Consider the following 17,736-nt stretch of genomic DNA (forward strand, 5'->3'; position numbering starts at 1 on the left):
GCCTTTCAATTTGGAGAACCGCATGAACACACAACCTTTGCGCGTCGGCATCGGCGGCCCGGTGGGCTCCGGCAAGACCGCCCTGACCCTGGCCCTGTGCCTGGCCCTGCGCGAGCGCTACAACCTGGCCGTGGTCACCAACGACATCTATACCCGCGAAGACGCCGATTTCCTGGTGCGCAACCAGGCGCTGGCACCGGAACGCATCATCGGCGTGGAGACCGGCGGCTGCCCGCACACGGCGATCCGCGAGGACGCCTCGATCAACCTCGAAGCGGTGGATCAGCTGAACCGGCGCTTTCCGGGGCTGGACCTGATCCTGGTGGAATCCGGCGGCGACAACCTGTCCGCCACGTTCAGCCCGGAGCTGTCGGACCTGACTATTTACGTGATCGACGTCTCGGCCGGCGACAAGCTGCCGCGCAAGGGCGGCCCCGGGATCTGCAAGTCCGACCTGCTGGTGATCAACAAGATCGACCTGGCGCCGCTGGTCGGCGCTTCGCTGGAGATGATGAACAGCGACACCCAGCGGATGCGCAACGGCAAGCCGTTCGTGTTCAGCAACCAGAAGACCGGCCAGGGCCTTGAGGAGATCATCGCCTTCATCGAACGCCAAGGGCTGCTGACGGCGGCCTGACTCATTCAACGACAAGGAAGCTTATCCATGACGCTCAAACGCATTTTCGCTGCCGCAGCCCTGCTGCTCGCCCCGGCCCTGGCCTTCGCCCATCCGGGCCACGGCGACAGCGGCCTGGTGGCCGGCATCAGTCACCCCATCGGGGGCCTCGACCATTTGCTCGCGATGCTGGCCGTCGGCCTGTGGGCCGCCCAGCAACGGGGCGCGGCCCGCTGGGCACTGCCGTGCACCTTCGTCGGCACCATGCTGATCGGCGGCCTGCTCGGCTTCGAAGGCCTGAAACTGCCGGCGCTGGAAAGCGGCATCGCCGCCTCGGTGCTGGCGCTCGGCCTGGCCGTGGCGCTGGCGGTGCGTCCGCCGCTGGTGATGGCGGTGGCAGCGACGGCGCTGTTCGCCCTGTTCCATGGCGTGGCCCATGGGCTGGAACTGCCGGACATGTCGAGCCCATGGGCGTATGCCACCGGCTTCGTCGTGGCGACGGCGGCGCTGCATGCGGCGGGCTATGGCGTGGTGCGCGCGCTGCCTCAGGCCGCGGCGCCGCTGGTGCGGCTGGCGGGTGCGGCGTCGGCGGCGACCGGAGCGTGGCTGTTGGCGGGTTGATCCTAGCGGCCGGATTGGGCCTCATCGCCAGCAGGGCTGGCTCCCACAGGTTTCGGGCTTGCGCTGAACCCATGCGGGAGCCAGCCCTGCTGGCGAAGGCGGCCTGACAGACACCGCGCAACTCAGGCCGAGCTCTCTGCTACCATGTCGCGCAATCGCCCCAGCCGTGACGACGTCCGCCCATGCCGCAAGCTTCCCGTTCCGCCTCCCTGCCTGAATTGACCGCCCTGTTCGGTCAGGTACAACAGCACTTTCTCGACGTGATCGTGCCGCTCTGGCAAGGCCCTGGCTGGAACGCCGACCTGGCGCTGCCCTTCGAGGCGCTGGACGCCGCGCACAACCCAATGCCGCCGCAGCGCTACCGGGCGATGGCCTGCGCACGGCAGCTGTACCTGTTCGCCGGCCTGATCGGCCAGGTCGAGGGCGCCGAAGCCCGTGCAGCGGCGCTGTTCCGCTCGCTGCAGCGGCACTTCCACGACGCCGAGCACGGCGGCTGGTTCTACAGCATCGACCCGCAGGGCAAACCGCTGGATCGGCGCAAGGACCTCTACACCCACGCGTTCATCCTGTTCGCCTGCGCCCATTACTGGGACAAGGTGCGCGAACCGCTGGTGGAATCGACCCTCGACGCCGCCCTGGAAATCATCGCCCGGCGCTTCGCCACCGGTGACGGCCTCTACGAAGCCTGCCTCGAACCGGACTGGATCACCCTGGAGACCGGCCCGCTGCAGAACCCGCTGATGCACCTGGCCGAAGCGTTCCTCGCCACCTTGGCCGTGCGTGAAGACGCCGCCGTGCGGCAGGCGCTGACCGAGTTGTGCACAGCCATGCACGCGCGCTTCATCGACCCGCAGCAGAGTGTGCTGCTGGAGAAGCCGCTGGGCGCTGTGGATAACTGGTATGAGCCGGGGCATCAGTTCGAGTGGTATTTCCTGCTCGCCTCTTCGCCGCTGCTGCGTGGCTCGAAGCTGCATGGCGCGCTGGAACAGTCGTTCGCGTTCACCGAACGGCACGGCGTGGAACCCGCCACCGGCGCTGTGCTGGCGATGCTGGATCCGCTGCCGGAACGTCCCGCGAAGGACTCGACCCAGCGCATCTGGGCCCAGGCCGAATACCTGCGGGCGCTGACCTTGCGGGCGGACGGCGAAGCGGCGGTGCTGCGCCAGTTGCAGGCATTGCAGCAACGCTTCCTGCATGAGGGCGGCTGGCACGAGTGCCGCGACGCCGACGGCGACGTCAGCCGCAAGGACATGCCGTCCACCACGCCGTATCACCTGGCGACCTGCTACCGCGGGCTGGCCGACTATCTGCGCTGACGTTCAGTCCTCTATCGCAAGCAGGCTCGCTCCCACACCGGATCTTCGACACCGAAGACCTCATGTGGGAGCGAGCCTGCTCGCGAATAGAACGATGACGCGGTCTTAAGCCTTGTTGCGCTCGATGGCGAACCCGGCCCAGCTCTGGCTCACCGGCATCAGCTCCAGACGGTTGATGTTGATGTGCGCCGGCGCGTTGAGCACCCAGAAGATGGTCTCGGCGATGTCCTGCGGCTGGATCGGCTCGGCGCCGGCGTAGGTGGCGTCGTAGCGCGCCTGGTCACCGGCGAAGCGCACCAGCGAGAACTCGCTTTCGCACAGGCCCGGCTCGATGTTGCTCACGCGCACGCCGGTGCCTTGCAGGTCGCAGCGCAGGTTCAGGGAAAACTGCTTCACGAACGCCTTGGTCGCGCCGTACACATGGCTGCCCGGGTACGGGTAGTTGCCGGCGATGGAGCCGAGGTTGACGATGCCCGCGCCGCGGCCGTGGGCGATCAGGCGCGGCAGCAGCAGCCGGGTGCTGTACATCAGGCCTTTGACGTTGGTGTCGACCATGGTGTCCCAGTCGTCGAGGTCGCACTTGGGTGCCGGATCCACGCCCAGCGCCAGCCCGGCGTTGTTGATCAGGCCGCGCAGAGTGGCGAAGGACGGCGGCAGGTTGGCGATCGCCTCTTCCATGGCCTTGCGGTCGCGCACGTCCAGCACCAGGCCGTGCACTTCGGTCTGTTTCGACAACTCTGCGCACAGGGCCTTGAGGCGTTCTTCACGACGGCCGGTCAGCACCAGTTTCCAGCCGGCCTCGGCAAAACGTCGGGCGCAGGCTTCGCCGAAACCGGAGGTCGCGCCGGTGATAAACAGGGTGTTGGACATCGTGTTCTCCTTGCTTCGGCCGCCGTGGGCGGCCCTTGGAATGGACAATCAGCGGGCAGCATGCCCGGCCTTTACCCTGTGGGCAACCTCCACTCCCTGTACAAAAAACGCTCAATCGCCTGAACACCCCAGCCGTCGTGGCCTGTAGCCGGATGCCCGCACGTTATCCACAATCCCTTCCACAGTTTCCGGGGGCAACTGATCCGGCGCAAAGCCACGCCGCACAAGGCTTTGCGGGCCAAATGCAAAGTTTTTCCCTTGACCCTGGACAAGCACTTGTGCCGCATCGGGCATCCTGCACGACCGCCCGGTCACTACCATGATTGCGCGAGGCCAGTAACCACGGCCCTCTGCGGCGTCTTTCCAGAGATTGCCCACAAAGTTATCCACAGGCTTGCGCACACCCCGACGGGCCCTTTGCCGGGCTGACAAAAAGGTTGACAAACGGGTCATCGCCCCAGCAAAAAATCGCTGATCAAAAAACACCCATCGAGCTGCAAGCCACGGTTTAAAAGGCTTTCAGCCAGCTACTCCCACGTTATGCACAGCCGGTTCCACAGCCGGTGGGGACAAGTCAAAACTGTGCAAAAACAGCCGTTTGCAGCGTCTTTATGTCGCGCTTCGGGAGGTTGGGATTTTGGTTTTCCACAATTGAGGCGTCATCGAAAGTCAACTGCGGGAGCGAACCTGCTCGCGTCAGCGACCTGCGAGGTCGAATGTGCCGCCGCCATCGCGAGCAGGCTCGCTCCCACAGGGTTCAAGGCACCGTCCGGGCATGAAAAAGCCCCGGGGCTTGCGACCCGGGGCTCTGTCTTGCTGTGGAAAACTCAGTGCCCGCCCAGGTAGGCGTTGCGCACCTCCTCGTTCACCAGCAGTTCCTGGCCGGTGCCGCTGAGGCGGATCTCGCCGTTGACCATCACGTACGCCCGGTCGGACAGCTTCAACGCGTGGTTGGCGTTCTGCTCGACCAGGAAGATGGTCATGCCGGTCTTCGCCAGTTCGCGCAGGGTGGCGAAGATCTGCTTCACCACGATCGGCGCCAGGCCCAGGCTCGGCTCGTCGAGCAGCAACAGCTTGGGCCGGCTCATCAGCGCGCGGGCGATGGCGAGCATCTGCTGCTCGCCGCCGGACATGGTCATGGCCCGCTGGCTGCGCCGCTCCTCGAGCCGCGGGAACAGCTCGAACATGCGCTGCATGTCTTCCTTGGCATGCTTGTCGCCGATCGGGATGGTGCCCATCAGCAGGTTTTCCTCGACGGTCATGTCGGGGAACACCCGCCGCCCTTCCGGCGACTGCGCGATGCCGTTGGAGGCGATGTAGTGGGACGACTTGTGGGTGATGTCCACGCCCTGGTAGAGGATCTGCCCGGACTCCGCCCGGGGCTGGCCGAAGATCGACATCAGCAGGGTGGACTTGCCGGCGCCGTTGGAGCCGATCAGGCTGACCGTCTCCCCTTCGTTGATGTGCAGCGAAACGCCCTTGAGGGCCTGGATCGGCCCGTAGTACACGTTCAGGTCCTTGAGTTCGAGGATCGGTCGGCTCATACCACTTCCTCTTCGTCGGCGCCCAGGTAGGCGGCAATCACTTTCGGATCGTGACGGATGTCTTCAGGGCCGCCCTCGGCGATCACCACGCCGTGGTCCAGCACCACAATGTGGTCGGAAATGCTCATCACCATGCCCATGTCGTGTTCGATCAGCACCACGGTCAGATCGTGCTCGTCGCGCAGCAGCCGGATCATCGCGCTCAGCGCTTCGGTTTCCTGAGGGTTGAGGCCGGCGGCCGGTTCGTCGAGGCAGATGATCTGCGGCCGCGTGCACATGGCCCGGGCGATCTCCAGGCGGCGCTGCTGGCCGTAGGACAGCTCGCCGGCCAGACGGTTGGCGCAGTCCACCAGATCCACCACTTCGAGCCAGTAGAACGCGCAGTCCAGCGCGTCGCTCTCGGCCTTGCGGTAGCCCTTGGTGTTGAGGATGCCGGACAGCATGTTGCGGTTGACCCACATGTGCTGGGCCACCAGCAGGTTCTCCAGCACCGACATCTCCTTGAACAGGCGGATGTTCTGGAAGGTGCGGGCCAGGCCTGCGCGGTTCACCAGGTGGGTGCCGCCGAACATCTTGTAGTACAGGCGGCTGGCGAAGGTCTTCGGCGAGACGAAGTCGGTCGGCTTGAACGACTCGCCCAGCAATTGGATGACGTTGGTCTGCCGCCCGCGCACGTTGAGTTCGATCTTGCCGCCGGAGGCCTTGTAGAACCCGGTCAGGCAGTTGAACACGGTGGTCTTGCCGGCGCCGTTGGGGCCGATCAGGGCGAAGATCGAATTGCGCTTGACCTTCAGGCTGACGTCGTTCAGCGCCTTGATGCCGCCGAAATGCATCATCAGTTTCTCGACAGAGAGCACGACTTCACTCATGGCGCAGCCCTCTCATAGTGAATGGCACCTTTGCGTGGGGTGACGCCGGTGCGGCTGATGCGGATCAGCCCCCGAGGTCGCCAGATCATCATCAACACCATCAGGATGCCGAACAGCAGCACGCGGTATTCGGCGAAGCTGCGCAGCAGTTCCGGGGCGACGGTGAGCACGAACGCGGCGATCACCACGCCGATGGTCGAACCCATGCCGCCCAGCACCACGATGGCGAGGATCAGCGCCGACTCGAAGAAGGTGAACGAGGTCGGGTTGACGAAGCCCTGGTAGGTGGCGAAGAACACCCCGGCCAGGCCGGCGGTGGAGGCGCCGATGGTGAACGCCGAGAGCTTGACCAGCACGTGGTTCAGGCCCATCGAGCGGCAGGCGATCTCGTCCTCGCGCAGAGCTTCCCAGGCGCGGCCCACCGGCATCTTGACCAGCCGGTGCTTGATGTACAGCACGGCCAGCACCACCAGGAACAGCACGGCGTAGATGAAGTAGTACTTGATGTCCGGGTTGTAGGCGATGCCGAAGAACTCGTGGAACGGCACTCCGCCGTCCTTCGCCCGCTTGCCGAACTCCAGGCCGAAGAAGGTCGGCAGCGGCGCCGGCATGCCGTTCGGGCCGCCGGTCAGGGACAGCCAGTTGTTGAGGATCAGGCGGATGATCTCACCGAAGCCCAGGGTCACGATCGCCAGGTAGTCGCCGTGCAGGCGCAGCACCGGGAAACCGAGGATGCACCCGGCGAGGCCGGCGGTGATCGCCGCCAGCGGCAGCACGGTCCAGAAGCCCAGCCCCAGGTACTGGTAGCCGAGCGCCAGGCCGTAGGCGCCGATGGCGTAGAACGCCACGTAACCCAGGTCGAGCAAGCCGGCCAGGCCCACCACGATGTTCAGCCCCAGCCCCAGCAGCACGTAGATCAGGCCGAGGATGACCACGCCCAGCAGGTAGGAGTTGGAGAAGAACGGCAGCGCCACGGCGACGACGATCATCAGCGGGATGATCCAGCGCAGCCGCGACTTGTAGTCCGGCGGCAGCACGTGCACGCCGGAGCCGGTGCTCTCGAAGCCGTCGAGGATGCGCAGGCCCCTGGGCGTCTGCAGGAACAGGCTCAGGGCGAAGCGCCCGGCCATGACGATGGCGATGATCCACGCCACGCGGGTGGGTTCCAGGTTGAAGCTGTAGCCGTCGAGCACGACGCCGACGATCGGGCCGAACACGATCAGGGCGATCAGGCCGGCCAGGATGGCCTCGACCACACTCTTTTTCACATCAATGGATTTGGCAGTGGTTGAAGACATCGCTTACACCTTCGACACAAGAGGACGGCCCAGCAGGCCCTGAGGCCGGAAGACCAGGACAAGCACGAGCAGCGAGAAGCTGAACACGTCCTTGTAGTCGGAGTTGACCAGGCCCGAGAACAGCGACTCGGAAATGCCCAGGATGATCCCGCCGAGCATCGCGCCAGGCAGCGAACCGATCCCGCCGAGCACGGCGGCGGTGAACGCCTTGATGCCGATGACGAAGCCTGCGTAGAAGTCGAAGGTGCCGTAGTTCATGGTGATCAGCACGCCGGCCAGGGCCGCCATCGCCGCACCAATGATGAACACGTAGGAAATCACCCGGTCGGTGTTGATCCCCAGGATCGAGGCCATCTTGCGGTCTTGCTGGGTGGCGCGGCACATGCGGCCGAGCTTGGTGTACTTGATCACGTAGGTCAGCAGGCCCATGCCGATGAACGCCGCCACCAGGATGAAGACCTTGGTGTAGGTGAGCTGGACGAAACCGGTGCCGACGTCGATCCGCCAAGCGCCGGTGAGCAGCGTGGGCACGCCTTGCTGGCGGGCGCCCTGGCTGATCTGGGCGTAGTTCTGCAGGATCAGGGAAATGCCGATGGCGCTGATCAGGGGCGCCAGCCGTGTGGAGTTGCGCAGGGGCTTGTAGGCGATGCGTTCGATGACCCAGCCGTACACCCCGGTGACCACGATGGTGAAGACCAGGGTGCCGAGCATCAGCAGCGGGAAGGATTCGATACCGAAGTAAGCCAGCAGTGCCAGACTGATCGCCGCGAGGTAAGCGGAGATCATGTAAACCTCGCCGTGGGCGAAGTTGATCATGCCGATGATGCCGTAGACCATTGTGTAGCCGATGGCGATCAGGCCGTAGACCGACCCGAGGGTCAGGCCGTTGACCAGTTGCTGCAGGAAAATACCATCCATAACGCAATCTCACGCAGTGAGAACCTGCACGCCCGAGGGCGCGCGGCTCTTCTAGGAAAAATACAGATTTACGTCGGAGCAGGGTCAGGCGCGACCGGTCAGCCCCCGCGCCCCCTGTGGGAGCTGGCCTGCCAGCGATGACGGCCTCACATTCGGCACCGTTGGCGCCTGTCGGTCCGTCATCGCGAGCAGGCTCGCTCCCACACGGGATCTGCGGGGATCAGCCGGTCGGGCCGACGCTTATTTCTGTTTTTCCAGCTGGTGGTATTTGCCGGTCGCGTCCCACTGGTAGACCACGTAGTCGGACACTTTCAGGTCGCCCTTCTTGTCCCAGGCCTTCTCGCCCATGACGGTCTTCACCGGGTTGGCCTTCAGCCACTCGGCGGCCTTCTCGCCGCTGTTGGACTTGGCGCCGTTGAACGCGGCGGCCAGGGTCTGGACCGAGGCGTAGGCGTACAGGGTGTAGCCCTCAGGCTCGGTGCCGGCCTTGCGGAAGGCGTCCACGACGGTCTTGCTGTCCGGCAGCAGGCGCGGGTCGGCGCCGAAGGTCATCAGCACGCCGTCGACGTACTGCGGGCCGCCGGCGGTGGTCACCAGTTCGTCGGTCACGATCCCGTCGTCGGACATGAACTTCACGTCCTTCAGGCCTTCGGTGCGCAGTTGCTTGACCAGAGGGCCGGCTTCCGGATGCAGGCCGCCGAAGTAGACCACGTCGGCACCGGCCGCGCGGATCTTGGTGACCACGGCGCTGAAGTCTTTTTCGCCGCGGGTCAGGCCTTCGTACAGCACCGGCTTCACGCCGCGCTTCTCCAGCTGGGCCTTGGTGGCGTCGGCGAGGCCTTGGCCGTAGGTGTCCTTGTCGTGCAGCACGACGACCTTCTTGCCCTTGAGCACGTCGACGATGTAGTCGCCGGCCACGATGCCTTGCTGGTCGTCACGGCCGCACATGCGGAACATGGCGCTCAGGCCGCGCTCGGTGACCTGCGGGTTGGTGGAGCCTGGAGTGATCGCGATGATGCCGGCTTCGTCGTAGATCTCCGAAGCGGGGATGGTGGAGGAGGAGCAGAAGTGACCGACCACGCCGGCGACCTTCTGGTTGGTGAGGTCCTTGGCGACCGTCACGGCCTGCTTCGGCTCGCACGCGTCATCGCCCTTGACCAGCACGATCTTCTCCCCGTTGACGCCGCCCGCCGCGTTGATCGCGTCCGCCGCCGCCTGTGCCCCCTTCATGTACTGCTCGCCGAATGCCGCGTTGGCGCCGGTCATCGGGCCCGCCACACCGATCTTCACATCAGCTTGTGCAAACGCAGAGACACCCAGCGCAGCAGCCACTGCGAGGGCCAGGAAGCCTTTCTTGTAAAACGTCTGGGACATGAGGTGGTGCTCCAAGGTTTTTTTTTAGTTGGCACTGCGACTTCACTTCACGAAATGCTCAGAGCAAGGGCCGTGCCATCGGTTTTTTATTCTTCAAAAAGTCGCTGCTTTCTTGTTATTTCGACTGTTTCGTTCCCATTTTCATTGGGCGTGCAACCGTCTAAACCGCGGAAGGTGAAACCAAGGTTTTTTTGAGGCGCAACCTTCGCGCGCCATCATTGCAACCGCGGCGCCAAACGACGTGCAACCCACCTGTAACAGCCCGCGTCACCGAACTGCACACTGCTGGTGCGGGACTGCTACGGCCCGCACCATTACAGGCTAGTCGCTGCGCCGGAAAGCGCCGCGTGGAGCAACAAATTTCAACACTCAGATGACGATGCGCAGGCACTGGCCCGCGTGATACAGCGAGAACCCGGCCTCGTACAGGCAACTGCGCAGGCCCACGCCCGCCAGAGGCTGCATCGGTGCGAAGGGGATCGGCAGGGCCTGAGGATTTCCGTTACACAGATAGTCGGCGAAGGTCTTGCCGACCACGGTGCCGGTGGTGACGCCGCGGCCGTTGTAACCGGTGACGGCCACGATGCCGGGCGCCGGCTCGAACAGGCGCATCAGGTGATCGGGGGTGAAGGCGATGCGCCCGGTCCAGGTGCATTCCCATTCCACCGGTTTGAGGTTGGGGAAGTAGTGCCGCTGCACCCGGTCGGCCCAGGCCTTGAGGAACCACGCCGGCTTCTGGTTGCCGTTGCCCAGGCTGCCGAGCAGCAGCCGGCCGTCCTTGTCGCGGCGGATGCTGCTCAGCACCTGGCGGGTGTCCCACGAGCCCTGCCCGCCCGGCAGGATTTCCTGGGCGGCGTCCTCGGTCAGCGGCACCGAGGCGACCTGATAGTAGTAGCCGGGGAAGAAATTGCGCTTGAGCTCAGTCCAGTCGCCTTCGGTGTAGGCGTTGGAGGCGATCACCACCTGCTCGGCCAGCACCGAGCCTTGCTCGGTCTGCACCGACCATTTCGCCCCTTGCCGTTCCAGCCGGACGACCGGCGAATGGTCGAACACCTGCCCTCCGAGGCCCGCAACCGCCTTGGCCAGCCCCGTGACATAGCCCATCGGATTGAGCGTGCCGGCGCGGCGGTCGAGCAGCGCGGCGGCGATCTTGCGGGTGCCGGTGGCCCGTTCGCAGGCCTGGCCGGTGAGCAGTTCCACCGGCGCGCCCCGGCGCTTCCATTGTTCCTCGCGGCTGCGCAGGTCCGCCTCGCCCCGGGCGTTGTGCGCCATGTGCAGGGTGCCTTCGCGGCGCAGCTGGCAATCGATGGCGTATTTGTCCACCAGGCTGAACACCAGCGCCGGCGCCGCCCCCAGCATGCGGTTGAGCTGGCTGCCCACCGCTTCGCCGAAGCCGGCCTCAATCTCGTCCGGCGGGATCCACATGCCGGCGTTGACCAGCCCGACGTTGCGCCCCGAGCCGCCATGGCCGGCGCGGTGGGCTTCGAGCACGCAGACGCGCTTGCCCTTCTCCAGCAGGTGCAGGGCCGCCGACAACCCGGTGAACCCGGCGCCGACCACGCACACATCGACCTTGACCTCACCCTTGAGCGCCGCGTTGTCGGGCCTTTGCGGCGTGAGGGTTTCCCACAGACATTCTTCGCGTAACGGCATTGCCAGACTCCAACAGAAACCCAACAAACACACTGTCCAGAATGTGGGAGCCAACCTGCCGGCGAAAGCGGCACATCAGCCAACATTGATGTCGACTGACCCGCCGCCGTCGCCGGCAGGCCGGCTCCCACAGGGGATCGTCATCTCACCGACGGTTCAGTCGAAGGTGATGCCCTGGGCCAGCGGCAGCTCCAGCGAATAGTTCACGGTGTTGGTCTGGCGGCGCATGTAGGCGCGCCAGGCATCGGAACCCGACTCGCGGCCGCCGCCGGTCTCCTTCTCGCCGCCGAACGCGCCGCCGATCTCCGCGCCGCTCGGGCCGATGTTGACGTTGGCGATGCCGCAGTCGCTGCCCACCGCCGACATGAACTTCTCGGCCTCACGCACATCGGTGGTGAAGATGCACGACGACAGGCCTTGCGGCACGGCGTTGTTCAGGCGCAGGGCCTCTTCGAAATCCGTGTAGCCGACCACGTACAGGATCGGCGCGAAGGTCTCGCTGCACACCACGTCGCTCTGCTCCGGCATTTCGACGATGGCCGGCGACACGTAGTAGGCGTTGGGGAACTGCTCCTGCAACTGGCGCTGACCGCCGAACACCCGGCCGCCCTCGCTCAAGGCCTGCTCCAGCGCATCCTGCATGTTGTCGAAGCTGTGCTTGTCGATCAGCGGGCCGATCAGGTTGCCTTCCAGCGGATGGCCGATGCGCACCTTCGAATACGCGGCCTTCAGGCGGGTGACGATTTCCTCTTTCACCGATTCGTGGGCGATCAGCCGGCGCAGGGTGGTGCAGCGCTGGCCGGCGGTGCCGACGGCGCTGAACAGGATGGCGCGCACGGCCATGTCCAGATCGGCGCTCGGGCCGAGGATCATCGCGTTGTTGCCGCCCAGTTCGAGGATGCTGCGGGCGAACCGCGCCGCGACCTTCGGCGCCACTTCACGGCCCATGCGGGTGCTGCCGGTGGCGCTGATCAGCGCCACGCGCGGGTCGTCCACCAGCGCCTCGCCGGCGTCGCGGCCGCCGATCACCACCTGGCTCAGGTGCGCCGGGGCGTCGCTGAAGTTCTTCGCCACCCGCTCGAACAGCGCCTGGCAGGCCAGCGCGGTGAGCGGGGTCTTCTCCGACGGCTTCCACACCACCGGGTTGCCGCAGACCAGCGCCAGCGTGGTGTTCCACGCCCACACCGCGACCGGGAAGTTGAAGGCGCTGATCACCCCGACCACGCCCAGCGGATGCCAGGTCTCGCGCATGTGGTGGCCCGGACGCTCGGACGCGATGGTCAGGCCGTACAGCTGGCGCGACAGGCCGACGGCGAAGTCGCAGATGTCGATCATCTCCTGCACTTCGCCCAGGCCTTCCTGGGTGATCTTGCCGGCTTCCCACGACACCAGCTCGCCGAGGTCGGCCTTGTGCGCGCGCAGCACTTCGCCGAACTGGCGCACCAGCTCGCCGCGGCGCGGGGCCGGCACCTGGCGCCACAGCGCGAACGCATGATCGGCGCGACTGATGTGCTGCTCGACTTCGGCCGGGCCTTCCCAGTTCACGGCGGCGATGCGGCTGCCGTCGATGGGCGAATGCACCGGCACTTTGCCGTTCTGGTACAGGGCCGGGTTCACACCAAGACGATCAAGCAATGCGGCAACCATGGGTCACTCCTCAAGCGGAAACTGAATGTGGGCGGCCGCGCTGAAGCAGCCGTGCAGGCCTTTAGTTGTAGCCTCAGGGCGGCTGTGCAACAAACGACCTTTACGCGAGATATCATTCCGTTTATTCATGCTGCGTCATGCCAGCCAGAGAATGCCGGCCAGAGAATGCCGGCCAGAACACAAGAAAAAGGATTGCCCATGCTCAACAAACGCCACCTGCCGTCGATCACCGCGCTGCAGTGCTTCGAGGCCGTGACCCGGCACCTGAGCTTCACCCGGGCCGCCGAGGAACTGAACCTGACCCAGAGCGCCGTCAGCAAGCAGGTGGCGCAACTGGAGGAATTGCTGCAGCACCTGCTGTTCCGCCGGGTGCGCCGGCGCCTGCAGATGACCCCGGCCGGCGACCTGTACCTGGTGGAGGTGCGCAAGATCCTCACCCAGGTGGAGATGTCCACCCACTACCTGCGTTCCTACGGCGGCGAGACCGAAGTCCTGCGGGTGTCCACCCCCTCGACCTTCGGCGCCCGCTGGCTGGTGCCGCGCCTCAAGGGCTGGCGGCTGCGCCATCCGTCGATCCACCTGGACCTGTGCAACGAACACGAGGCCGACGACCTGCTGCAAGGGCGCAGCGACCTGGCGTTCTACTTCGGCCAGGGCTCGCGGCCCGGCACCGAGTGCCTGAAGCTGTTCGGCGAAGAGCTGGTGCCGGTGTGCGCGCCGGGCAGCCTGCCGGACACGCCGTTCACCGACCCCACGCAACTGACGGACCTGGTGCTGCTGCAGAACGCCTCGCGCCCCCAGGCCTGGCACGACTGGTTCGACAGCCAGGGCCGCCAGACCGAACACAGCTACCACGGCCCGCGCTTCGAAACCTTCTATATGTGCATCCGCGCCGCCCAGGTCGGCTGCGGCGTGGCGCTGCTGCCGAGGTTCCTGGTGGAGGAAGAGCTGGCCGACGGCAAGCTGGTCATCCCGTGGCCCCACGCGATGCCCAGCACCGACGCCTACTACCTGGCCTACCCGGAGCACGCGGCGGAAGTGCCCAAGGTGCGGGATTTCGTGAAATGGATGCTGGAACAGGTCGACAGCCCGGATCCGCTTGCGCCTTGACCCGCCGCGGCAACGTGCCTCGGCCGGCAAATTTTGCTGGCGTTTCCTGCCGCCGATGTGCGCCACTAGCGCCATCGATTGATGCCGTGCCACCGCACGGCCCGCCCGGAGACCGTTTATGAGCGAGAGTGTGTTTGCCGATCGCATCGTGCAGAACCTGCTCGACACCGACTTCTACAAGCTGACGATGATGCAGGCGGTGCTGCACAACTACCCCAACGTCGAAGTCGAATGGGAGTTCCGCTGCCGCAACGCCGAGGACCTGCGCCCGTACCTGGCGGAGATCCGCTTCCAGATCGAGCGCTTGGCCGAGCTGAGCCTGAGCGCCGACCAGTTGAGCTTCCTGGAGCGCATTTCCTTCCTCAAGCCGGACTTCCTGCGCTTTCTCGGCCTGTTCCGCTTCAACCTGCGCTACCTGCACACCGGCATCGAAAACGGCGAGCTGTTCATCCGCCTGCGCGGGCCGTGGCTGCATGTGATCCTGTTCGAAGTGCCGCTGCTGGCGATCGTCAGCGAAGTGCGCAACCGCTACCGTTACCGCGACATCACCCTGGAGCTGGCACGCGAGCAGCTGTACCGCAAGTTCGACTGGCTCAACGCCAATGCCTCGACCGAGGAGCTTTCGCAGTTGCAGGTGGCCGACTTCGGCACACGCCGCCGGTTCTCGTACCGCGTGCAGGAAGAAGTGGTGAACGTGCTCAAGCACGACTTCCCCGGCCGCTTCGTCGGCACCAGCAACGTGAACCTGTCCCGGGAACTGGACATGAAGCCGCTGGGCACCATGGCCCACGAATGGATCATGGCCCACCAGCAACTCGGCCCGCGGCTGATCGACAGCCAGAGCGCCGCCCTCGACTGCTGGGTGCGCGAATACCGGGGCCTGCTGGGGATCGCCCTGACCGACTGCATCACCACCGACGCGTTCCTCGGCGATTTCGACCTGTACTTCGCCAAGCTCTTCGACGGCCTGCGCCATGACTCCGGGGATCCGGTGCTGTGGGGCGAAAAATGCATCGCCCACTACCACCGGCTCGGCATCGACCCGATGAGCAAGACCCTGGTCTTCTCCGACAGCCTGACCTTGCCCAAGTCGCTGGAGATCTTCCGGGCGCTGCACGGGCGGATCAACGTGAGCTTCGGCATCGGCACCAACCTGACCTGCGACATTCCAGGTGTCGAACCGATGAGCATCGTGCTTAAAATGACCGCCTGCAACGGCCAACCGGTGGCGAAGATCTCCGACGAGCCGGGCAAGACCCACTGCAAAGACCCGAATTTCGTCGCCTACCTGCGACACGTTTTCCAGGTTCCTGCCGTTTCCAGCCTATCTAGCAAGGAGTGAATTCATGCAAGCCGTACAGCGTGAGATTGCTGAACAGCTCAAGGTCCAGCCGCCGTTCGCGGACCACAAGGCCCTCGAGGCGGAAGTCGCGCGCCGCGTCGCCTTCATCCAGGACTGCCTGGTCAACGCCGGCCTCAAGACCCTGGTGCTGGGCATCAGCGGCGGCGTCGATTCCCTGACCGCCGGCCTGCTGGCCCAGCGCGCCATGCGTGAGCTGCGCGAGCGCAGCGGCGACGACGGCTACAGGTTCATCGCCGTGCGCCTGCCCTACGACGTGCAGTTCGACGAGCACGACGCCCAGGCCTCGGTGGACTTCATCGACCCCGACGAGCGCCACACGGTCAACATCGGTCCTGCGGTGAAATCCCTGGCCGGTGAAGTGGCGGCGTTCGAAGGCAAGCAAGCGGTGCAGAAAGACTTCGTGCTCGGCAACACCAAGGCGCGCATGCGCATGGTGGCCCAGTACACCATCGCCGGCGCCGCCCATGGCCTGGTGATCGGCACCGATCACGCGGCGGAGGCGGTGATGGGTTTCTTCACCAAGTTCGGCGACGGCGCCTGCGACCTGGCGCCGCTCAGCGGGCTGGTGAAGAACCAGGTGCGGGCGATCGCCCGCAGCTTCGGCGCGCCGGAACCGCTGGTGGAGAAGATCCCGACCGCCGACCTGGAAGACCTGGCGCCGGGCAAGCCGGACGAGGCGTCCCACGGCGTGACCTACGTCGAGATCGACGCCTTCCTGCACGGCGAGCCGGTGCGCCAGGAAGCGTTCGACATCATCGTCAACACCTACAAAAAGACCCACCACAAGCGGGTGATGCCGTTTGCCCCGTGAGTGACGAACGATCCGGCTGACTTCATCGCGAGCAGGCTCGCGCCCCCAAGGACAACGCCAAGCCTGTGGAAGCGAGCCTGCTCGCGATGAACGATGACGCGGTCAACGGTCGGACACATGAAAAAGCCCGCCGGGGAGTCGATCCCCGGCGGGCTTTCTTTTGGCCTGAACGTCGGTCGCTGCCGACGGTCCCTAGGCCGTCACTTGACGGTGACGGTGCCCTTCATCATCGAGATGTGGCCCGGGAACGAGCAGAAGAAGCCGTAGGCTTGACCGGCGGTCAGCTTGGACACGTCGATGGTCAGCGAATCCTTCTCGCCGGCGCCGATGATCTTGGTGTGGGCGATGACGCGGGCGTCGCCCTCTTTCAGGTAGTTCTTGTCGATGCCGGCGGCCAGGCCGTCGGTGGCGATCGGCTGCATGTCGGCTTCTTTGCTGATCACCAGGTTATGGCCCATCACGTTCTTCGGCAGGCTGCCGGAGTGGGTCAGTTCGACGGTGAAGGTCTTGCAGCTCTTGTCGATTTCAATGGCCTTGGTGTTGAAGGACATCTGGTCGGTGGAATCTACGGTGGTTTTGCACTCTGCAGCCATCAGTTGGCCGCTGGCCAGGGCCAGCAGGGATACCGCAACAACTTTGGAAAACATGGTGAATCTCCAAGGCAGGGTTAACAGAAACAAGAGTGGTTGGAAGACTGCCTGAAATCTTCGCAAGTTCCTATGACCTGAGTCAAAGATTGTATACAACTTTCAGGCTATGACACTCATCGAAACAATCTACCGGCCAGAACCACGGCCCGGGCCTATGATCGGCCCATTCCACTGAAACGGAGTGCCGATCATGTTCTTTAACGGTTTGCTGCGCAGCCTGCTTGCCGCCTACGCCTGCGGTGCCAGCGGTACCTGTGAAACGCCGGAACGCGAAGTCTAGTCCTTGGACTGCGGCCCCGCTGCCGCTACCCTGTGCGACTGATCGACACAGGAGCAAGGCATGTCTCTCACTTCCGTTTGTGTATTTTGCGGCGCCAACGCCGGCACCGACCCGGCGTACACCGAAGCCGCCGTCGCCCTCGGCCGGGCATTGGCCGAGCGCAAGTTGACCCTGGTCTACGGCGGCGGCGCCGTCGGGCTGATGGGCATCGTCGCCGATGCCGCACTGGCGGCCGGCGGTGAAGTGGTCGGGATCATCCCGCAGGCCCTGATGGACAAGGAAATCGGCCACAAGGGGCTCACCCGCCTGGAAGTGGTCGACGGCATGCACGCCCGCAAGGCGCGGATGGCCGAGCTCAGCGACGCGTTCATCGCCCTGCCCGGCGGCCTCGGCACCCTGGAAGAGCTGTTCGAGGTCTGGACCTGGGGCCAGCTCGGCTACCACGGCAAGCCGCTGGGGCTGATGGAAGTGAACGGTTTCTACAGCAAGCTCACCGCGTTTCTCGATCACCTCGTCGGCGAAGGCTTCGTCCGCGCGCCACACCGGGACATGCTGCAGGTCAGCGACTCGCCGCAGGCACTGCTCGATGCCCTCGACCGCTGGCAGCCGACCGTCGCCCCCAAGTGGGTGGACCAGAAGCCGAAGTGAGGCTTCACGCCAGGAGTCGCTCCCCCATGGCCATGCAAGGCGCCGACTCTGTGGGAGATTCTATGGTTGAGGCAAAGCCCTCAGCCTGCTTTTGGTTCATATTCGCTTTGCCCTTTGAGCAGGGCGAATACGATCCGGGCCAGTTTGC

16 protein-coding genes are annotated in these 17,736 nt (G+C 65.1%); 7 read left to right on the top strand and 9 right to left on the bottom strand.

Annotation, left to right across the window (positions count from 1 at the left end; genetic code table 11):
* The first annotated feature begins 22 nt into the window (after positions 1-22).
* From ureG to CAG41_RS22415, 3 genes are all read left to right on the top strand, one after another.
* On the top strand, positions 23-637 hold the full coding sequence (gene ureG, locus CAG41_RS22405; protein WP_085582826.1) for an urease accessory protein UreG: 615 nt from the start codon (positions 23-25) through the stop codon (positions 635-637).
* Between the two features lie 27 nt (positions 638-664).
* Positions 665-1,237, top strand: coding sequence for a HupE/UreJ family protein (locus tag CAG41_RS22410; RefSeq protein WP_085707490.1), 573 nt, complete (start codon positions 665-667; stop codon positions 1,235-1,237).
* 182 nt (positions 1,238-1,419) lie between these two features.
* On the top strand, positions 1,420-2,553 hold the full coding sequence (locus CAG41_RS22415; protein WP_085656601.1) for an AGE family epimerase/isomerase: 1,134 nt from the start codon (positions 1,420-1,422) through the stop codon (positions 2,551-2,553).
* A gap of 105 nt (positions 2,554-2,658) precedes the next feature.
* Here CAG41_RS22415 and CAG41_RS22420 read toward each other — a convergent pair whose 3' ends face one another.
* The 8 genes from CAG41_RS22420 to CAG41_RS22460 form a co-directional block, all read right to left on the bottom strand.
* Complete coding sequence (locus CAG41_RS22420; RefSeq protein ID WP_085582832.1) at positions 2,659-3,423, bottom strand: SDR family oxidoreductase; 765 nt, start codon at positions 3,421-3,423, stop codon at positions 2,659-2,661.
* Between the two features lie 827 nt (positions 3,424-4,250).
* Positions 4,251-4,967: an ABC transporter ATP-binding protein gene (locus CAG41_RS22430; protein WP_085582834.1), complete on the bottom strand. Its 717-nt coding sequence runs from the start codon at positions 4,965-4,967 to the stop codon at positions 4,251-4,253.
* Positions 4,964-5,836: an ATP-binding cassette domain-containing protein gene (locus CAG41_RS22435; protein WP_085582836.1), complete on the bottom strand. Its 873-nt coding sequence runs from the start codon at positions 5,834-5,836 to the stop codon at positions 4,964-4,966. Before CAG41_RS22435 ends, CAG41_RS22430 begins: the two co-directional genes overlap by 4 nt.
* The gene (gene livM, locus CAG41_RS22440) at positions 5,833-7,134 is read right to left on the bottom strand and encodes a high-affinity branched-chain amino acid ABC transporter permease LivM (protein ID WP_085582839.1); all 1,302 of its coding nucleotides are present in this window, start codon (positions 7,132-7,134) and stop codon (positions 5,833-5,835) included. The genes CAG41_RS22435 and livM overlap by 4 nt, the downstream gene beginning before the upstream one ends.
* A 3-nt stretch (positions 7,135-7,137) precedes the next feature.
* The gene (locus tag CAG41_RS22445; RefSeq protein WP_085582841.1) at positions 7,138-8,052 is read right to left on the bottom strand and encodes a branched-chain amino acid ABC transporter permease LivH; all 915 of its coding nucleotides are present in this window, start codon (positions 8,050-8,052) and stop codon (positions 7,138-7,140) included.
* 240 nt (positions 8,053-8,292) lie between these two features.
* The gene (locus tag CAG41_RS22450) at positions 8,293-9,426 is read right to left on the bottom strand and encodes a branched-chain amino acid ABC transporter substrate-binding protein (protein ID WP_085582843.1); all 1,134 of its coding nucleotides are present in this window, start codon (positions 9,424-9,426) and stop codon (positions 8,293-8,295) included.
* 369 nt (positions 9,427-9,795) lie between these two features.
* Positions 9,796-11,079, bottom strand: coding sequence for an FAD-binding oxidoreductase (locus CAG41_RS22455; protein WP_085707491.1), 1,284 nt, complete (start codon positions 11,077-11,079; stop codon positions 9,796-9,798).
* A gap of 156 nt (positions 11,080-11,235) precedes the next feature.
* Positions 11,236-12,726 carry an aldehyde dehydrogenase family protein gene (locus tag CAG41_RS22460; protein WP_085582847.1) on the bottom strand — a complete coding sequence of 497 codons (1,491 nt, stop codon included), beginning with the start codon at positions 12,724-12,726 and terminating at the stop codon, positions 11,236-11,238.
* 198 nt (positions 12,727-12,924) lie between these two features.
* Between CAG41_RS22460 and CAG41_RS22465 the strand changes: the two genes are divergently transcribed.
* From CAG41_RS22465 to nadE, 3 genes are all read left to right on the top strand, one after another.
* Entirely contained in the window at positions 12,925-13,836 is a 912-nt protein-coding gene (locus CAG41_RS22465; RefSeq protein WP_085630934.1) for a LysR family transcriptional regulator, read from the top strand.
* A 118-nt stretch (positions 13,837-13,954) separates the two neighbouring features.
* Positions 13,955-15,178, top strand: a complete 1,224-nt coding sequence (pncB, locus tag CAG41_RS22470; protein WP_085582851.1) for a nicotinate phosphoribosyltransferase — start codon at positions 13,955-13,957, stop codon at positions 15,176-15,178.
* 4 nt (positions 15,179-15,182) lie between these two features.
* A complete protein-coding gene (nadE, locus tag CAG41_RS22475; protein WP_085630936.1) occupies positions 15,183-16,010 on the top strand; it encodes an ammonia-dependent NAD(+) synthetase in 828 nt (275 codons plus the stop codon).
* Positions 16,011-16,210: 200 nt separating this feature from the next.
* Here nadE and azu read toward each other — a convergent pair whose 3' ends face one another.
* The gene (gene azu / locus CAG41_RS22480; protein ID WP_085630938.1) at positions 16,211-16,657 is read right to left on the bottom strand and encodes an azurin; all 447 of its coding nucleotides are present in this window, start codon (positions 16,655-16,657) and stop codon (positions 16,211-16,213) included.
* 343 nt (positions 16,658-17,000) lie between these two features.
* Between azu and CAG41_RS22485 the strand changes: the two genes are divergently transcribed.
* Positions 17,001-17,588 carry a TIGR00730 family Rossman fold protein gene (locus CAG41_RS22485; RefSeq protein ID WP_085582857.1) on the top strand — a complete coding sequence of 196 codons (588 nt, stop codon included), beginning with the start codon at positions 17,001-17,003 and terminating at the stop codon, positions 17,586-17,588.
* The last annotated feature ends 148 nt before the right edge of the window (positions 17,589-17,736 follow it).

Origin of the sequence: Pseudomonas sp. B35(2017) (genome assembly GCF_002113645.1) — a bacterium.
GTDB classification, from domain to species: domain Bacteria; phylum Pseudomonadota; class Gammaproteobacteria; order Pseudomonadales; family Pseudomonadaceae; genus Aquipseudomonas; species Aquipseudomonas ekonensis.

Excerpts from the sequence above, each read along its gene's own strand:
- ureG (WP_085582826.1), top strand. The coding sequence starts at position 23 with ATGAACACACAACCTTTGCGCGTCGGCATCGGCGGCCCGGTGGGCTCC.
- CAG41_RS22410 (WP_085707490.1), top strand. The coding sequence starts at position 665 with ATGACGCTCAAACGCATTTTCGCTGCCGCAGCCCTGCTGCTCGCCCCG.
- CAG41_RS22415 (WP_085656601.1), top strand. The coding sequence starts at position 1,420 with ATGCCGCAAGCTTCCCGTTCCGCCTCCCTGCCTGAATTGACCGCCCTG.
- CAG41_RS22420 (WP_085582832.1), bottom strand. The coding sequence starts at position 3,423 with ATGTCCAACACCCTGTTTATCACCGGCGCGACCTCCGGTTTCGGCGAA.
- CAG41_RS22430 (WP_085582834.1), bottom strand. The coding sequence starts at position 4,967 with ATGAGCCGACCGATCCTCGAACTCAAGGACCTGAACGTGTACTACGGG.
- CAG41_RS22435 (WP_085582836.1), bottom strand. The coding sequence starts at position 5,836 with ATGAGTGAAGTCGTGCTCTCTGTCGAGAAACTGATGATGCATTTCGGC.
- livM (WP_085582839.1), bottom strand. The coding sequence starts at position 7,134 with ATGTCTTCAACCACTGCCAAATCCATTGATGTGAAAAAGAGTGTGGTC.
- CAG41_RS22445 (WP_085582841.1), bottom strand. The coding sequence starts at position 8,052 with ATGGATGGTATTTTCCTGCAGCAACTGGTCAACGGCCTGACCCTCGGG.
- CAG41_RS22450 (WP_085582843.1), bottom strand. The coding sequence starts at position 9,426 with ATGTCCCAGACGTTTTACAAGAAAGGCTTCCTGGCCCTCGCAGTGGCT.
- CAG41_RS22455 (WP_085707491.1), bottom strand. The coding sequence starts at position 11,079 with ATGCCGTTACGCGAAGAATGTCTGTGGGAAACCCTCACGCCGCAAAGG.
- CAG41_RS22460 (WP_085582847.1), bottom strand. The coding sequence starts at position 12,726 with ATGGTTGCCGCATTGCTTGATCGTCTTGGTGTGAACCCGGCCCTGTAC.
- CAG41_RS22465 (WP_085630934.1), top strand. The coding sequence starts at position 12,925 with ATGCTCAACAAACGCCACCTGCCGTCGATCACCGCGCTGCAGTGCTTC.
- pncB (WP_085582851.1), top strand. The coding sequence starts at position 13,955 with ATGAGCGAGAGTGTGTTTGCCGATCGCATCGTGCAGAACCTGCTCGAC.
- nadE (WP_085630936.1), top strand. The coding sequence starts at position 15,183 with ATGCAAGCCGTACAGCGTGAGATTGCTGAACAGCTCAAGGTCCAGCCG.
- azu (WP_085630938.1), bottom strand. The coding sequence starts at position 16,657 with ATGTTTTCCAAAGTTGTTGCGGTATCCCTGCTGGCCCTGGCCAGCGGC.
- CAG41_RS22485 (WP_085582857.1), top strand. The coding sequence starts at position 17,001 with ATGTCTCTCACTTCCGTTTGTGTATTTTGCGGCGCCAACGCCGGCACC.